Annotated in this window: 13 protein-coding genes and 2 pseudogenes; 9 read left to right on the plus strand and 6 right to left on the minus strand. The window is 64.6% G+C overall.

From position 1 onward, the window contains the following. Positions 1–110: 110 nt before the first annotated feature. Positions 111–1,391 (plus strand): IS66 family transposase, encoded by a 1,281-nt coding sequence (locus BM396_RS30595; RefSeq protein ID WP_043387809.1) that lies wholly within the window; start codon positions 111–113, stop codon positions 1,389–1,391. A 25-nt stretch (positions 1,392–1,416) separates the two neighbouring features. Here the strand turns inward: BM396_RS30595 and BM396_RS30600 are convergent, their stop codons facing one another. Then, positions 1,417–2,676: a GGDEF domain-containing protein gene (locus BM396_RS30600; protein WP_081948803.1), complete on the minus strand. Its 1,260-nt coding sequence runs from the start codon at positions 2,674–2,676 to the stop codon at positions 1,417–1,419. Between the two features lie 442 nt (positions 2,677–3,118). Here BM396_RS30600 and BM396_RS30605 point away from each other — a divergent pair, with 442 nt between their 5' ends. After that, positions 3,119–4,846: a methyl-accepting chemotaxis protein gene (locus BM396_RS30605; RefSeq protein WP_230366879.1), complete on the plus strand. Its 1,728-nt coding sequence runs from the start codon at positions 3,119–3,121 to the stop codon at positions 4,844–4,846. Positions 4,847–4,913: 67 nt separating this feature from the next. Here the strand turns inward: BM396_RS30605 and BM396_RS30610 are convergent, their stop codons facing one another. Continuing rightward, entirely contained in the window at positions 4,914–5,261 is a 348-nt protein-coding gene (locus tag BM396_RS30610) for a hypothetical protein (RefSeq protein WP_051976286.1), read from the minus strand. A gap of 732 nt (positions 5,262–5,993) precedes the next feature. On the opposite strand from BM396_RS30610, the gene BM396_RS30615 reads away from it, so the two are divergent. Beyond that, positions 5,994–8,759, plus strand: coding sequence for a sensor domain-containing protein (locus tag BM396_RS30615; RefSeq protein WP_051976287.1), 2,766 nt, complete (start codon positions 5,994–5,996; stop codon positions 8,757–8,759). A gap of 363 nt (positions 8,760–9,122) precedes the next feature. Here BM396_RS30615 and BM396_RS32445 read toward each other — a convergent pair whose 3' ends face one another. Together BM396_RS32445 and BM396_RS33075 are read right to left on the minus strand one after the other, a co-directional pair. Beyond that, a complete protein-coding gene (locus BM396_RS32445; protein ID WP_139239583.1) occupies positions 9,123–9,440 on the minus strand; it encodes a hypothetical protein in 318 nt (105 codons plus the stop codon). 208 nt (positions 9,441–9,648) lie between these two features. Then, positions 9,649–9,810 carry a hypothetical protein gene (locus BM396_RS33075; RefSeq protein WP_158713310.1) on the minus strand — a complete coding sequence of 54 codons (162 nt, stop codon included), beginning with the start codon at positions 9,808–9,810 and terminating at the stop codon, positions 9,649–9,651. A gap of 443 nt (positions 9,811–10,253) precedes the next feature. Between BM396_RS33075 and BM396_RS32450 the strand changes: the two genes are divergently transcribed. Both BM396_RS32450 and BM396_RS30625 read left to right on the plus strand, forming a co-directional pair. Beyond that, positions 10,254–10,526, plus strand: coding sequence for a hypothetical protein (locus tag BM396_RS32450; RefSeq protein ID WP_139239584.1), 273 nt, complete (start codon positions 10,254–10,256; stop codon positions 10,524–10,526). Between the two features lie 1,378 nt (positions 10,527–11,904). Then, entirely contained in the window at positions 11,905–12,363 is a 459-nt protein-coding gene (locus BM396_RS30625) for a Ros/MucR family transcriptional regulator (RefSeq protein WP_230366880.1), read from the plus strand. 450 nt (positions 12,364–12,813) lie between these two features. On the opposite strand, the pseudogene BM396_RS30630 reads toward BM396_RS30625, so the two are convergent. After that, positions 12,814–13,154, minus strand: a pseudogene (locus BM396_RS30630) (transposase); the annotation flags it as partial. Positions 13,155–13,337: 183 nt separating this feature from the next. Here BM396_RS30630 and BM396_RS30635 point away from each other — a divergent pair. Then, positions 13,338–13,631: a hypothetical protein gene (locus BM396_RS30635; protein ID WP_043387824.1), complete on the plus strand. Its 294-nt coding sequence runs from the start codon at positions 13,338–13,340 to the stop codon at positions 13,629–13,631. A gap of 327 nt (positions 13,632–13,958) precedes the next feature. On the opposite strand, the gene BM396_RS30640 is transcribed toward BM396_RS30635, so the two are convergent. After that, positions 13,959–14,891, minus strand: a complete 933-nt coding sequence (locus BM396_RS30640; protein ID WP_230366881.1) for a helix-turn-helix transcriptional regulator — start codon at positions 14,889–14,891, stop codon at positions 13,959–13,961. A gap of 6 nt (positions 14,892–14,897) precedes the next feature. Here BM396_RS30640 and BM396_RS30645 point away from each other — a divergent pair, with 6 nt between their 5' ends. From BM396_RS30645 to BM396_RS33080, 3 genes and pseudogenes are all read left to right on the plus strand, one after another. Then, the gene (locus BM396_RS30645) at positions 14,898–15,443 is read left to right on the plus strand and encodes a carboxymuconolactone decarboxylase family protein (RefSeq protein ID WP_043387826.1); all 546 of its coding nucleotides are present in this window, start codon (positions 14,898–14,900) and stop codon (positions 15,441–15,443) included. Between the two features lie 166 nt (positions 15,444–15,609). After that, positions 15,610–15,756: pseudogene (locus BM396_RS33585) on the plus strand (MarR family transcriptional regulator); the annotation flags it as partial. A gap of 152 nt (positions 15,757–15,908) precedes the next feature. Then, positions 15,909–16,049, plus strand: coding sequence for a cupin domain-containing protein (locus BM396_RS33080; RefSeq protein ID WP_158713311.1), 141 nt, complete (start codon positions 15,909–15,911; stop codon positions 16,047–16,049). The last annotated feature ends 841 nt before the right edge of the window (positions 16,050–16,890 follow it).

Raw genomic sequence — 16,890 nt, forward strand, 5'->3', positions numbered from 1 at the left:
GTAATTACCCACGGGGTGGATCGGTCGGCGGCGGAACGCCCGCGGCTGCGCCGCTTGCCGGGACGAGCTTGCCTCTTGCGCGGGTCGGATTTCGCTGATTCCCTGGCGGGATGGGCCGCAGCGAACTGGAACGGCTGAGCCGCGAGGAGCTGATCGAGCTGGTGCTGCGGCTGCAGCGGCCAGAGAAGACCTCGCGCACCTCATCCAAGCCGCCCGCGACGGATCGCAAGGAGCAGCGGGAGCATTCTAAGCCCGGCGGCGCCAAGCCCGGTCACGAGGGTCACAGCCGGGTGCTGAGCGATGATCCCGATACGATCGTCCAGCATCGTCCCGAGGCGTGCGCGTGCTGCGGCGCCAGCCTGCACGCCGCACTTCCGGCAGAGATCGTCAGCGTCTCTGAGCAAATCGAGCTGCCTGAGGTGGCGCCGATTGTGACGCAGCACCAGCGCCTTGCCGTTTGTTGTCCGAGCTGCGGGACGCGCGTGATCGCGCCACCGCCCGAAGCGGCGCGCGGCACGCCCTTCGGTCCGCGGCTGCATGCGGTGGCGACGTACCTCAAGACCTTTCAGGCGCTCTCGTACGAACGGCTGCAGGCGGCGCTCTCCGATCTGTTCGGCCTCACCCTCAGCCAGGGCGGGCTGATGAACCTGCTCCGGCGCGCGCAGGACCGCTTCCGTGCCGGTCGCGACGCGGCCATCGCGACCCTGCGCAAGGCTGAGGTCGTCGCCTGCGACGAGACTGGCGTGCGCATCGAGGGCTCGAACGCTTACCACTGGCTGTTCCACTCGGCGCAAGCCGTGGTGCACACCGCCTCCCCGACGCGCGGCGCTGTCGTGGTGCGCGAGATGATGGACGGGCACCGACCGGCGGTGTGGATCTCCGACCGCTACACCGCCCAACAGGGCCACGCGGATGAGCACCAGACCTGCCTGGCGCATCTGGCCCGCGATGTCGCCTATGGCGTCGAGGCCAGCGACGATCCCGTGCCCTGGCGCCTGCAACTCTGGTTGCAGCGCGTGTTCGCCCTGGCCGAGCGCGTCACCGACTTGGCTGCCGCGACGCTCTCGGCCAAGCGCCGCAGCCTGGATCGGCAACTGGGTGCCATCCTCGCCACGTCGAGCCGCTGTGATCTGAGCCGCGACCTGCAGGCCAAGATCAGCCGCGCCCGCGATCAGCTCCTGGTCTTCCTCGCCTATCCCGGAAAGGTCGAGCCGACCAACAACGGCTCCGAGCGGCTGCTGCGTCCGGCTGTCGTGCAGCGGAAGGTCACCAACGGCTACCGGGCCATGTGGGCGGCCGAGGGCGAGGCCGCCATTCGCACCGTCGTCGACACCGCGCGCCTCACAGGCAGCAGTCCCTTCGGCGCCATCCTCAAAACCATCGGCGCCTGAGCCCAGCCATCACAGGCCTGGGTAATTACGCGGACTTTGAGCCTGGCCTGTACGGACTGCGTTCCCGCGCAGTAAAAGCAGGCACGCAGTCTCGTCTCGCTATCAGCGCACAATCCGGGATGCGCCCTTGGCCATCAGCGGACTGCCCGGCTGGCATCTTGGCCATGGCCACTTGGTCCCTCCCCCCATTCTTGGCGGTGTAGAGTGCCATATCGGCGCAGTGCATCAGAATCTCGTATCCGCCCACACCGCACGCTTGTGCGATCCCGATGCTGACACTGACTCGCAGCTCAGGGAACTCGGCGACGAAAAGTTGCGCAAAGGTTCGGCGGAGTTCCTCGGCCCGGGCAAGGGCCTCCTCGGGGGAGGCATCCGGCAAAAGGCAGGCGAATTCCTCGCCGCCGAGGCGCCCCAGCAGCGCGTCCTGCGGCAGCAGGGAGGTGGCCATGGCGCAGAAGCTCACCAGCACCGCATCGCCGACCGCGTGGCCATAGCTGTCATTGACGGCCTTGAACCGGTCGAGATCAATAAGCAATAGTACACTATCTCGATGCTCAGCCAGTATAGACTCGGCGGCTTTCGCGAAGGCGCGTCGATTGTGTACGCCCGTAAGCGCATCGGTAGAGGCGGCGATGCGCTGCTCGCGCTCGGCCCGCTCCTTCACAAGCGCCAAGAAGGTGAAGGCCGAGGCGATCGAGAACAGCATGGTCACGAAGCACAGGATCGCCACCCAGGGTGTGGCGATCGGGTTGGATCCGAGTTGTGGTGCCGTCAGGGTCGGCGGGATCCGGACGAAGTAGACTGCACCATGAAGGCCTAGCACAGTGAAAGCCGGAACTCGGGAGGCGAGCCGCTCCGCGCGGCCGCGCCAGATCTCCACGGCGGCCGAACTGCAGTAGAGTGTCGCCACGGCCGAACCATATAGGATCCGCAGCGTAACTGACGCGTAGAAGGCCGGAACCAGGCAGAGGACACACCAGAATATCGCGCCGACGAACGCAACGCCTAGGCGGATCGAACGACCCTCGAAGGAGCGGACGCCGCTCCAGATCAATCCATAAGCGGCCTGAACGAGCACGTTGGCCAGCCCGATGGAAAGCAGGTCAGGGACTTGGTCGCGTAGAGCGATGCCGACGGAACCGATGGCGCCAATGAGATGTGCCGCTCCCCAGAGGCTCAGAGAGCGGGATCCCTGCGACTCACGCCCCGCTACCAGAAGTAACGTGCCAACCAGGAAAGTTGTCGCAGAGCTGGCGATCAGCAAGGTGGCCGGATCAAGGTACATGGAAGTCGCCAACACTTAGTCTGAACAGGTGCGCGTCTATGCACTTCATTTCACTTCCGAGCCGATGAGATCGCTGACGCTCCGCTTCAACTATCAGTATAGCATGTCTTGATTGTGGCAGTAGACCGGCTCGCTCCGAAGCGCTGCATCGCGGAGGTGGACGTTTGCCGCTGCTCAGCCGACCGCCTCGCTGATCCATAATGAGTCTGGGCAGTATGTTTCCGCCTGATCTGGTTTGGATGGCCTGCGCGCCAAGTGCAAATCCGAAGCAGCCCTATGCGATTGAAGGATATTGCTCGGTACCTTGAGTATGATGGCTCTTAATATTGACTTTAATATTCATTCTTTGCAATCGCTGTTTGGCAATCATAACGATATGGGCGTTTTAATTCATAATGTGTCGAGGCGATTTTGCCAGCTATCCTTAAGGGTAGCGCAACGGATGCCGGTGCAGGGACCGGCGCATCAACTCGGTATTTGGCAGTTCCTGATGCGTATCTCCCTGGCCCATAAACTCGTGGCCGTGATCAGCCTGCTCGGCCTCGTCGCCGCCGGCATCTCCGGCTTTGCCCTCCGCCAAGCCGATCAGGAGCAGCAGCGCGCAGCAGCGACCGAAGCGGCCTGGAACGCCGGCCTGCAGGCGCGGACCTTGGCCCAGGCCATCGAGCACGCAGTGGTGCAGGCCACCGCGGTCTACACCGCCGAAGACACCCAGGAGGCCAAAGCCCGGCTCGCCGGGCTCCAGAGCGCCCTCACCGATGTGGAACAGGCGCGCGGTCCCTTTCTCACTGCCATGGACGCGCAACTCTCGCCCGAGCGCAAGCGCAAGCTCGACCTCGCAGTGAAGGAGTTCATCGCCTATCAGACCGAAACAGCCGAAATGGGCCTGACCCTCTCGCCCAAGGCCGCCCTGATCCAGGCCACCGACGAAGCCACGGTGAAGAACCGTGAGCGCATGGTCGCTGAGATCAGCAATCTCGGACGCGAGATGCTGGCCCACCTCGACGCGCAGCGCGCAGCTGTCGCGGAGGAGCGCCATCGGGCCACACTGACCCTTCTGGTCGCGCCGGCCGTCGCTCTGCTTCTGGGTCTCGGTGTCGCCTTCTGGGTTCTCGCAACCCAGATCCAACGACCTCTGCACCGGCTCAAGGCCGCCATGCAGGCGCTCGCTGCCGAGAAGCTCGACGACCAAGTCCCCTTCACGCGTCGCGCCGACGAGATTGGCGAGATGGCGCGCGCGATCGAGGCCTTTCAGGTCGCGCTGATCGAGAAGCGGGATCTCGACGCTGGCGCGGAGAAGCGAGCGGCTCAGGACGCAGTCCGAGCCCAGGTCCTGGCCGAGGCCACGCACGCCTTTGAGCTCGAGACCAAGCGAGCCGTAGCGAGCTTGGCGTGCTCGGCTCAGGCGATGCAGGCCACGGCCGATGCCCTGTCCGGCACCGCCGGGGACACGACGGCGCAGGCTACGCGCGTGGCGGTCGCATCGAGCCAGTCGGTCGAGGTGGTCAACAGCATCGCCGGTGCCGCGGAACAGCTGTCGAGCTCAGCCCGGGCCATCGAGGAGCAGGTACGGCACACGAGCGAGATCGCGGCCGCGGCCCTGGACGATGCGCGCGGCCTGGAGACGACCGTGGTGAGCCTGTCGCAGGCCGCCGGCGAGATCGGAGCCGTGGTGACGCTGATCCGCAGCGTGGCCGCGCAGACCAACCTGCTGGCCCTCAACGCGACCATCGAGGCGGCGCGCGCCGGCGCTGCGGGCCGCGGCTTCGCGGTGGTGGCGGCTGAAGTGAAGGAACTCGCGACGCAGACCGCATCCGCGACGGACCGCATCACCAGCCAGGTCGCGGCGATCCAAGCCGCCGCCGACGGGACGGTCGATGCGATCGGCTCGATCGGTGGCACCATCGCGGAAATGAGCAAGACGGCCTCCGACGTGGCCGCGGCCGCTGAACAGCAGGGACACGCCAGCCAGGAGATCGCCCGCGCTATCGCGGGTGCTGCGGCCGAAGCCCGGACCGTATCCAACAGCATCGGCGGTGTGCAAGAGGCGGCCGCCTCGAACGCGGCACAAGCTGATCAGGTCCGAAGTGGCGCCTCGCAGGTCAACACAGGCACCGCCAGCCTGCAGGCTGCTATCGACACCTTCCTCGACCGGGTTCATGCGGCGTGAGGCGGGTCACGCGCATTCTCGGCAGACCAGGCGCCCCAAGCGAGCCTGAGCACGTCGCGCCGATGATCTAACCCGCGCGTCGTATGAACGCTGCGTATCGCGCTCCAACCTCAGGGTTTGCGGGCCTGCCAGCCTTGTCGGGGGCCAGTTTCTTCGCCTTGCGCTTGCCGACCTTCAGCGCCGCGTCCGCATCCTCGTCGCCGGCCCGCTCGGACAAGGCAAAGTTGTGCAGGTCCGGCAGCGCATCCTGCCCCACAGGAGAGGTCTCAGTCATAGCGTAAAAGGCGGCTCGAACGATCTCCTTCTTGTTCGCCTCAGGGTACCGTTCCCGTATGGCGGCGCGCAAAGCCTTCGGCTTCATCCCCGGCGTCGCGATGCTGCGCAGCGTCGCCGCGATCTCCTCGATGGAGGCCATGCCTTCCTCCTCTCTCAACGAACGCGTCACCTGCCTCTTAACACATGTGACGTTTCGATGACACGGACACACGCCCGGCTTCTTACCTGCGGTGGCTTGTTCACGCCGGCGTGAAGTCATAGCAGATCGACACGTTCCTTCCCGAGACCGGAACGCACTCAGGGCGCTCCTCTCAAAGGAGAGCGCCCGTTTTTGCCTCGCCGTATCGAGACCTCCGCGCGAGCGGCGAACCGTACGGTCCTCGCCGCTCACTGTTCCCGAAGCTGGTCGGCACGCTGGCAAGCATCGACACTTTCTCCAGTTTGCCAACTAGTCGCGAGATTGAGGACTGGATCATAGCCCGGAGACGGCCCCCAACAGCGCGCTGGCTCAAAACCGGTTGACGGCATGCCACTCACTCGCAAATTTCTGACGGCTCCTTCTATTGCATATCTCATCCTCTCATTGCTTCAGCGCTGGCAGGTAAATCGGTCTTATACCCGAACCGGCCTCGGCAGGTGTGTCGGAATTGAGTAAGTATTGATCTCTTCCGATCGCCATTGAAGCGCCGCATCTCACGGCGGCTTCCCGATTTTAATCCAATCTCAACCGCCGCGTTGCATTGGTGATCTTATCTGTCTGTGCGATCTCCCCGGCGACATGTCGATCCAGGCTCAACATCGCCCATCCGACGCGTCGGGCAGCGCAGCTCACATCCTAAGCGAGCGTTGGTCTGCTGCTCGAAAGCCGGGTATGGCGCTGCCTCGCTACGAGGACGTTGCCCTTGGCACGCTCGGACGGTTCGCCGATAGCACCGCCATCGTGCGTCTCGATGGCGATGAACTCTCCATCGTGCGCATCGCACCACACGTCGCAGTTTGGCTGCATGGGGCGGCCGATGGTCAGTCCCCGCGGGAGCGCAGCGACTGCACACGGGTCCTGCGCCAAGTCGTGCACCGGGCCCTGCAAACCGGCCGGCCCGCGCAGGAGGCGGCCAGCCGCGTCGAGAACGGCGTCGTCGAAGTACATCAGATCCTGGTGTTGCCCCTGGAAACGCACTGGGGCTTTCCCGTCGCGCTCGTCCATGTCGGCGAACCCGAGAGCCGATCCAGCCTCGTCGAACAGGTCTATCACTCGACTACCGAGGGGATCCTCGCGTTGATCCCCGTGCGTGATGTCGATGGTGCCCTGCAGGATCTCCAGATCGTCGCTTTGAATGCCGGCGCTGCCACGTTGATGCGCCAGCCGGCCAGCGCCCTGTTGTGGCAGCACCTCTCAGCGATCCGGCTCGGAAGCCGGGCGGAGGATATCGTCACCCGCCTGCACGCTGTCGTCGAGACTGGCGGCCGTATCCATTTCGAGCTGGATTATGTCGTCGATCAGAGGGAGTTGTTCCTCAAAGTCGCGGCCTCAACCTTGGGCGACCTGCTCGTGATCACGCTGGTCGACATCACGGAGTTGCGCACCCGCGAGGCGTCATTCCGGATGATGTTCGAGGCCAATCCGTTGCCGATGTGGGTCTGTGACGCTGCCTCGTTGCGGTTCCTCGACGTCAACGCCGCCGCGGTCGAGCATTACGGCTACAGCCGCGAGCGCTTCCTCACGATGACGGCTCTCGACATCCGGCCCGAGGCGGACCACGCCGCGGTCCAGGCGGTCCTGACGAACCGCGTGAGCCCCTACGACGGCGAGCAGATCTGGCGTCATATCAAGGCGGATGGATCCTCGATCGAGATCCTGCCGTACATACGTTCGCTGATCCTCAGGGGGCAGCCGGCCGTGCTGGTGGCTTCCATCGACGTCACCCAGCGCCGACTCGCCGAAGCGGAGCTGCGAAAAACGCGCAGTTTTCTCGACACAGTCGTCGAGAACATTCCCGCGATGGTGTACGTGCAAGACGCAGTCGCACACCGTCTCCTCCTGCTGAATCGGTCCGGAGAGGAACTGCTCGGCGTGCCGCGGACGGAGCTGATCGGCGAAACCGCCCATGAGCTGTTTCTGGCTGCCGAGAAAGGGCCTGCCGCTTCTCGCGAAGAGCGCGTTCTCCTAACGTCTGATGGCGGCGCTCTCGTCGAAGAGCGCGAGATCAACACACCCGCCAACGGAAAACGCCTCCTCCACATCAAGCAGCTGTCCGTCGCGGATGAGGCGGGACGGCCGCAATACCTGCTCGGGATCGCCGAGGACGTCACTGAGCGGCGCGCCGTCGAAGCGCGGATCGCCCACATGGCGCACCACGACCCGCTGACCGACCTGCCGAACCGAGCCTATTTCCGCGAGCGCCTGTGCGCCGTCCTGGAGCGACAGCAGCGCCGTCCGGACCAGTCCGCGGTGCTTTGCCTTGATCTCAACGGCTTCAAGGGGATCAACGATACGCTCGGGCACGCGGCCGGCGACGCGGTGCTGCGGGTGGTCGCCGAGCGCCTCAGGGCCTGCGTGCGCGCGGAGGACATGGTCGCCCGCCTGGGCGGCGACGAGTTCGCGATCCTGCAGGAGAGCGCGTCATCGCCCGAGGCGGCGGGCCACCTCGCGGCGCGCCTCGTCGAGCACCTGGCCCGACCGTTCACCGTCCTCGGGCAGGAGGTGGTGATCGGCGCCAGTCTGGGCATCGCCGTTCTGCCGGGCGACGGAACCACCCCCGATCTCCTGCTCAACAACGCCGATCTCGCGCTGTACCAGGCCAAGGCGGAGCGACGCGGCACGTTCCGGTTCTTCGAGGCGGGGATGAACGCGCGGGTCCAGGCGCGCCGTGCGTTGGAGCGCGCGCTGCGGGAAGCGCTGAACACGGGTGCCTTGGAGCTGTACTACCAGCCGCTCATGAACCTGCGAGAGAACCGCATCATCGCCTGCGAGGCGCTGCTGCGCTGGCGTCATCCCGAACGCGGCTTCATCTCGCCGGCCGAGTTCATCCCGATCGCCGAGGAGACGGGTCTGATCGCACCGATCGGCGAGTGGGTCCTGCGCGAAGCGTGCCGGGAAGCGTCCACCTGGCCGGGCGAGATCAAGGTCGCGGTCAACCTCTCGCCGCTGCAGTTCCGGCAGCCGGGCCTCGTCCCCGCCGTCGTGTCGGCGCTGGCGAATGCGGGGCTCGATCCGAAGCGCTTGGAGCTGGAGATCACCGAGTCGGTGCTGCTCGTCGACAGCGACGCCAACCTGGCGGTCCTTCACCGTTTGCGCGACCTCGGTGTGCGCATCGCCATGGATGATTTCGGCACCGGGTACTCGTCGTTGAGCTACCTGCGGGCGTTCCCATTCGACAAGATCAAGATCGACCAGTCCTTCGTGCGCGAGCTCGGCGCTAACCGTCACTGCGCGGCGATCGTGCGGGCGGTAGCCGGTCTCGGCGCCGCTCTCGGGATCACAACGGTGGCCGAAGGTGTCGAGACCGCCGAGCAGCGCGATCATCTCCAGCAGGAAGGCTGCGACGAGATGCAAGGCTACCTGTTCAGCCGCCCGCTGCCGGTCGCCGATCTCGCGCGATTGCTCGCCCAGCCTGAGGAAACCGCGCAGGCGGCTTGACGCACTCTGATGCGCGGCAACAGCTGTGCAGTCGGGGTGTGGACGGGACGACTGTCTGGTCCCGCCAACAAGGACTTAGCGCGACCGTGCCGCTCGAGTGCCGCTCGTTTTCTTTTCTGATCAGCCATGGTCTTGCTTTGAGCCCCACGGCGGCTTCAACGCCGACCGCTAAGCGCGCGGCATTCGGTCTACGGTAGCTTTCGTCGTCGAACATCCTGCGCGTGTCGAACGCTTCACCATCACGAGCAGAGGCCCTCGCGGAGCTGCGGGATGTAACGGTCCGCCGCTCTCCGCAGAAGGGCAGAGCTGGTGAAGAGTGGTTGACCCCGATCAAGCGGGTTATTTAGCTCCAGCCTGGTATATTCAACTGAGGCGCTCGACTGTCGCATCGCGAGAGCCTGCCCTCTTGCCGTCGACGTGTGGCGTGTCTCCCGACGCAATGCGTCGCTTGGTCAAGCAGGCGCCAATCTCCTGCGCAGCTTCAGCATAAAGTTTGGCGCGCTGTCCTAACATATTCCGCGTACTGATAGTCCGATTGCTGCTCATCTTCGCGCGCGCCTTATCAGATTTGGATTGCAGCTTGTTGATCAGCTTCTCGTATGCTCCTTCAATCTTGGTGGAAATCTCATCGGCTTCCCGAGCCAAGCGATCTAATTTCTGCGCCATGAGGTTCGCCTCCATCTTCCATACTGGAATCCGATCACCCTCTACGCGCGGCGGCCTTGATGCAGGTCAACGCATCCAGTGCGTCGAACGTTGAATTGCTCAGCGACCGCAGACCGGAATCAGCGACATCATCACGGCCGCGCCGAATGAGCACGCCTCGGAGCGCACCTTCGCGAAGCGGTCCGGAGCCTGACAACGAAGGGTCTCGATCATGGCCATGAACTCACATCCCGCTCACGAGCATCACATGCTTGCGGCGACGCACCATGCCGCGGCGGCTCATCATCACCACGAAGCCGCTCATCACCATGCTCACGGCAACGCGGAAGAGGCGAAGCGCCACTCCACCAGCGCGCACGAGCATGCCGAACACGCGCATCGCCATACGGCCAACGCGCACAAGCATTCCAGCAAATGATTAGAGAGGCAGGACGCGACTTTCGAACGGCGCCCTGCCCAAGGCCGCGCGGACAGATCGTCGGTCGCCCCCGATGCGATCAGCGGCCCGGCTCTATACTGCCCTGAACCGGGCCGCTTACGAACTTTTTCGCAACAAGGGATCGTAGGATCTACTCGGTATGAGCCTCAACCTGCTGCGGGGTGTGATCGTCGCCCGTTGGCTTTGGGCGGTACGATCCTATTGGTGAGACGTTGCGACAAGAAGCTGGCGGTCGGATATCTTGCCCTTAGCCGCGGCGCGATGGCACGAAATGCTGGCTGCGACGGCAGCAACAACGCATGCACGCAGATGCTGGGTGGTGAACATAGGATCTCCTTGAGCGTCACCTCAGCACTCGGTGTCGAACAGCCGCCGCAGAATGGCCGAGCATGAGCAACGTCGTCTCCTTTCCAAACGACCGAAGCCGCAGCGGTTATGGCAGACAAGCGATCGTCGTGACCGTTACCGATCACGACAGGTCGATGCTCACGACCATTGCGATCTTCGCGCCGTCCAAACCGGTGTGCTTACTCGTACCGATCGAGCCCGTGCGGCGGATGCGCGCCATCGCCGCGCTACGCTACGCGCTTACCAGGCTCGAAACGCCCAAAACCGACCCTGAACTCGATCCTGAGCTCGGATCCGACGGGACACTGCTCTGACGCAGCGGCGACTGGACGAAATAACTCTGACCTGACGACAGCGCGTGTCAACCATCCACTTTGAACCGAAGATGCTTTGTCATCCGCTAGTTCTTCATGAGCTTCGGCTGCGGCCGTCAAATGCTCGTGCGTACGACCCCGCGATTCGACGAAGTGTGGTTCACACGGGTTCGGCTGCCTCGCGGCCCCGGCCCCCGTTCGGCCCAAACCTCATTTGGTACGGCGGAACGGCCACCAAGAACGGGGCTGATTGATCGCTTGGCACTGGCTAGCCGAGGTTTTGGCCGGCGGCCGCCGCAGGTTCTAAGCGCGGGATGCGACCACGCGAGGGCCGCCGCTGCCGTCCGTGACGCGGCGCACCGGGAAGTAGGCGGCCTTTCTCGACGCGTTCGGCTATGTCCGGGCGGTCGCGCTTGCGGCGAGCAGCGAAGTCGCCGGCTGAAGTGCCGCCGCAGTTCCGGGCTCTAACCGTAATATTATTACAGCTAGTGGCGCGCCGGCCCAACGTAGCCGTTGATTCAGATCAAAACGCAACTGAGCGCGGGGTGCATCTTGCCTTTCCTAAGCAGGGAGCAGGCTCATGCTGCTTACGAGGTGCCCAGCATGCCGACAACGGCTCCGATCCTCTGCGAGGATATGTGAGAAGTGCGGCGTCCTGACGGGCGTCACGCGCCGCAGTAGCCACGATCCGCCCATTCACGACTGGGTCGGCGTCGGCGTTATAATCCTCATCGCGGGCATATACTTGATCGCACTTCACGCCGTGGTCTATGAGGCGGCGCGCCCGCGACAGCTGCTGCCAGCGCTTACCGCCGAGTGATTACCCTTCTGATCGACGCTCCGGTCAGAAAGAAAACCCGGTCGATCGGGGGAGATCGCCGGGCGGAGTTCCAAGGTTCACATGCTGAGACGGTTCCCAGCGCGGTTGAGCTAGCCTCGATCGCGCGCGATGGCAATCGACTGTCTGCTTACAGCGTGACACTTCCGACAGGATCGTCTCGTGCGGGGGAAAGGTCGTTTCACGGCGGCGCCACATGAAATAGCTACGCTACAACGGTGAGGATTGCGAGTGCGATTGGCGCCGCCAGAACGATGCTCGTATTCCAGCGTGGTCATGTTCGCACGGCAACGATGAGCGAACATTCATCGATTTCAGTGACATCCCTCAATATTCTTAACGCAGTGACATCATAGATGGCAGCGCAACGCCCTGAGGTTGCGCAGAGGAGCTACCTCTTAGCCGAATGCTGACCGAAGTTGCAGATCATTATGCCGGTGAGATGGCAGGTCGATTGCGTGCAACTGAATGTATAGACTTGCTTTTGCGCCTTTCCTATTCCATCCCGCAAAAATCGAGGGGTACACAGGAACGAACGCCGTGAGCGAAGAAGCACAGCAAGCTGGTCTCAACCTCACCGGTCTGGCCGCCGACATCGTCTCAGCCTATGTCTCGAACAACCCTGTGCCGCCTACCGAGCTGCCGGCTCTGATTGCACAGGTGCATTCGGCAGTCGCCAACCTGGGTACAGCCACCGCAGTAGGAGCTGCAGCTTCAGACGCTGAGGTCGCGAAGCCGACGCCCGCCCAGATCCGCAAGTCGATCCGGGATGATGGGATCGTGAGCTTCATCGACGGCAAGGTCTACAAGACGCTCAAGCGCCACCTCACCGCTCATGGGTTTGATCCCCGCGCTTATCGCGAGCGTTACGGCCTCCCGGCCGATTATCCGATGGTCGCGCCGAGCTACGCCGCACAGCGTTCAGTTCTCGCGAGGGCTAGCGGGCTCGGGTCGCATGGTGGACTTGTCAATCAGCGCAAGGCACGGAAGAGCGCCTGATCGGCAGTCAAGCGTGGCGCGCGAGATTGTTCGCGCCTTATTGGCCCTGGAAGGGCAGCACTTGCGCAATCATGCTGGCGACTTCAGGGCATACCGGTCGGCCGAAGGTATCAGCACAGCTTAGCCGAATGATGCGAGCGCCAGAAGTCTCAATCGGAGCACTCTCGATCGGATTTTTAGTTCGACGCTTGGCAGCTCCGATCCAGCGCACCACCCAGTGTTCTCGCCCGCGGCGTAAGGCCGGCGGTTGCTCGCATTTGGACCCGCGCCGGGTCGAGTGGCAGCCATCGCGCTTGATTAGAGACATGGGCGAAGCTCTCCCATGGAGTCTCGGATGCTATCCGTAGCTTCACTGTAAGCTGTGCTGTCTTCTTCGATAGGCCTTGATCTATATCAACCCCTGCGCGGGCTGTGAGCCGGGGCTGGCCGAGGTCGTAGCTAGGTGCGGCGATCGTCGATGAAGGCGATCATGGCCGGAACCGGCAGTCGAGCTCCGCCTGGGTAAAATACGCGCCTGCCTTCCTCAGGATCTCATTGGCTTGCTGCAGTTCGCGCTTCTCTCGCTCGAGCGCCTTAATCCGCTCGCGCTCGTCCGTCGTCGGCCTGCCCCGTACGCCCCGGTCACGTTCGTCCTGTCTCACCCAGTTGAGCAGTGTCTAACCCGAGCAGCCAATCTTGGCGGCGGTCGAGCGGATCGCGCCGTACGGCGAGGCGTGCTCGCCCTGGTGCCCCAGTACCATCCGCACCGCATGCTCGCGGACGTCGGAGGAAAATGGTGGAGTATGCTTCATAATGGCTCCGGTCTCTCAAGAGTGGGAGCTTCCGAAAATCCCGGCGCGGTTCACGATGATGCAATCGGCGGTCGGCCTACCGTGAGCGCTGTGCCGCTCTGGTGCGCGGACGCACCCGCGGAGGGTAACCGGGAGCGAGGCCTGTGCGAGTTCCGAGCAATCGCGAATGCAAGGAGGTCTCCCATGACCAAGCCTACCGCCGCTATCGCCGCTACGCTCCTCCTCACCCTCGGCCTGCAGGGCAACGCCGTGGCCCGTGGGCGCCTCGCCATATCCGCGCCATCGGAGCCGGCCGTGCAGACCGGGGTGATACCGCCTCCCGCCGCCGGCCCGCTGTTCCGGCAGATCATCCGTTCGGGTGTCACGAAGCCGGCCGGTGCCGCCCTCGATGCACGCCTTGGCACCAAGCCCTCCCTCGACGCCGAGAGCCGCAGGCTCAATCACCTGATCCGCACGGCCGTCTGCACCGGCTGCTGAACCACCTACAGCCTCGCTGGAGGTCAACGATGATCCGCGCGCTCCCCGTTCCCGCCTATGCAGGTCCCTCGCTCATCCCCATCGGGCCCGCGGTTCCTCCCTTTGAGTGGGTGCTCCCTGCGGCGGCGTTCGTGCTGCTCTGCGTGTGGAACCGATCAAGCGCAGCCTCGATGACGCGGCAACTCAGCCCGGACGTGCTCCCGATCTGATCATATGGGCCGGGCTTGCGCGCCGACAGGCTCACCGAGGCGTTCGTGAGCGACCTGTTAATTCGGTCAGATGCGGGGCTGTCGAAGGGGCAACAGGCTCCGATGTTCGCGCCAGCGTTCACGCATCGTCTGAGTGTTCGCCCTTCGACCTGAAGGCACGCGGGCTCTCGCCCGTCACCCGTGCGAACACGCGGCTGAACGCGGCGGCGCTATCGTAGCCAGCCTCGGCGGCGACGCGCTTGACCGGCCGCCCCTTGGCGAGGCTGCCTCGCGCGATCATCATGCGCCAGCGCGTGAGGTACTCGATCGGTGTCTGACCGACGACCTCCTTGAACGCCGCGGCGAAGCGCGTGCGCGACATGCCGACGACCTCGGCGAGGTCGTCCAGCGTCCACGCCTTGCGCGGCCGATCATGAATCGCGGTCAAGGCGCGCGAGAGGCGGGGGTCGGCCAGCCCCGCGAGCACGCCGCCCTGGATCAGGCCCCGGGTCATCACGTCGCGCACGACGACGATCAGCAGGTAGGCGAACAAGCTGTCGAGCGCGGCTTGGCGACCATCTCCCTCGCCGAACGCCTCAGCAATCAGGAGCGCGCAGGTCGGCACCAGCACCGGGTGGCGGCTCAGCGGCATGACGATCAATTCGGGGAGGCCATGCGCGATGGGATTGCCGAACCTGCCGCCGAGGTCGACAGTGGCGCAGGCCAGATCCGCCCCGCGTTCGGCATCAGCCACGAACCGGTGCGGGCGCCCACGGGGTAGGAAGAGGAGCGTCGGCTCGTCGATGACGAGATCGTCCTGCCCCGCCAGCACAAGCCGCAGCGCACCGGCCTGCATCAAATGAAGGTGGCCTGCATCGCCAAAATCCTCGGTCTGGCAGAGGTTGCCCGTGAAGAAGGTCCGCGCCGTGGGGGCGGCGTGAGCGAACAGCGCCGCGAAATGGTCCATCTCGACCTCGCCAATGGGACGATCGGCAATGATCCTGACACCTTCGATGCTGCGTAGTCGCTCATAGAGCTGTGGTGCAACCCGCACGGACGTAGTGAAGGACATCTTCCAATGCCCCGCATCACCCCCATCGACCCCGCCCATGCCGATCCCGCCGTCCAGTCGACGCTCTCGGCTGTAAAGGGCAAGATCGGCATGGTGCCGAACCTCTTCACGATATTCGCGCGGTCGCCCGCCGCGCTGAACGGCTACCTGGCCTTCTCCGACGCGTTGACCCACGGTGCCCTGACCGCCAAGCAGCGCGAAATCATCGCGCTGACTGTCGGGCAGGCAAACGGCTGTCATTACTGCCTCTCGGCCCACACCTTGATGGGCAAGGGCGCGGGCCTGACGCCCGAGGACATCCTGGCCGCGCGCCACGGAAAGGCGCAGGACCCGGTCGACAACGCGGTCGCTGCTCTCGCCCGTCGCGTAGTCGAGGCGCGCGGCCAAGTCAGCGATGCCGATCTCGCGAGCGCCCGCTCGGCCGGCCTCGACGACGCCCGCATCGTCGAGGTGATCGCCGGCGTCGCGCTGAACGTGCTCACCAACTTCACCAACAACGTGGCTCAGACCGACATCGACTTCCCGAAAATCGAAGTCGCGCTCTCGGCCTAACGCCCACCGAAGGGGCGCGATGCGCAAGGATCGCGCCCCTTCGGTAAGGCCGCGCCAAGCACGGCGAATTGCGCCAGCAAGCCGGCGCCGATCCCCGACAGCGCGGCCGGTCCGACCATCAGCGCGACACCCAGGCTTCTGCGAGCGGCAGGCCTTCGACGCCGTCCACCTGTGGACATTCCAGGGCCCTCACGCCGCCCGTCACCTATACGAGTCGCACGGCTTCCGGCTTGTAGAGGAGCGGCCCGGACGGCAATGGGAGGCCGAGGTGCTGGAGCAACGTTTCGCGCGGCCGATCACGCGGGCGGATTGATCCTCGGACACAACGGCGCTCGATGGGCGGCGCCGTGTTCGCTTGGTTGCACGGGCTGCGTAGAGGGATGGGCGGAAAGGGGGCGTGCCAGGTCCGTGAAGGGCTGTCGGATTGTCTTACCCTGATCTCCGGGTTTGGGATCGAGGAACAACATGGCCGAGGAGATCAGTATCGGGCCGCTGACGGTGCAGTTCCTATGCTCCAAGTACGCGATGAACGGTCGCCTCGATTTGTTCGAGATGACCGCTCCGCCACACGGCCACATGCCCGTCGCTCACTATCGCCGCGCCTGAGACGGAACCGTCTACAGCCTGACCGTCACCGTCAATGCCGCGAGGCGAGCCGCATGCGCTCCGTCCGAGCTAGACCCTGTTCATGCTACGCAGCACCGCGCACAGTTTTGAAAACCGCAACGGCGCGGTGGCGACCTGCCTGTCGACCCTGATGCCGGGCGTGCTTGGGCAGGGATATTTCCGGGCGCTAGCCGCGCTGGTCGCCGAGGGGCCGCTTACGGGACGTTGTAATGGCCGACTGAATGGCCGGGTTGGGCGCAATCCCGAATGTCTGGTTTCGGGCGTTAGGCCAATACCGGCTGATGGCGCATGTAGTAAGCAATTCCGGCTCCACACAATCGCATGACGTCGTGGCCATCTGTTCGGGCCGAGACCGCGCTCAGGGGGGGCTCGGCGAGCCGTCCCAAGCGAAGACGCCGCCGGTGTCGCTGAGCACAGGTCATCCAGCACGCGCAGGAGATGCGCTGCGCTCTCCTCGGGTGACAGAGGCCGATGGCCGTCGACTCCGGCCGGAAGGGCCGCGACAAGCCGGACGTGACCATGCCTGGATGCATGCCGACTACAATCGCCTTCGGTCGGCTGCTTGCGACCTTGATCGCGAGCGTTCGCAGGATCTGAATCAGCGCCGACTTCGAGGTCCGGTAGGGGTACCAGCCGCCCTGTCGGTTGTCGCCGATCGATCCGACCCGCGCCGACAGGGGCGCGAAAACGCATCGCTCCCGCCGCGCCAGCAAGGGCACGAATGTCTAGTGCACTGACTCAGACGGATGGTTCAGGGGATCGGCCGACGGCTTCGAGGATATCGGTGGCGGGCTTTGTCCAGACGAAGGGTCTGGCGCGC

This window comes from Methylobacterium sp. UNCCL125 (genome assembly GCF_900116795.1).
Classification (GTDB): Bacteria; Pseudomonadota; Alphaproteobacteria; order Rhizobiales; family Beijerinckiaceae; genus Methylobacterium; species Methylobacterium fujisawaense.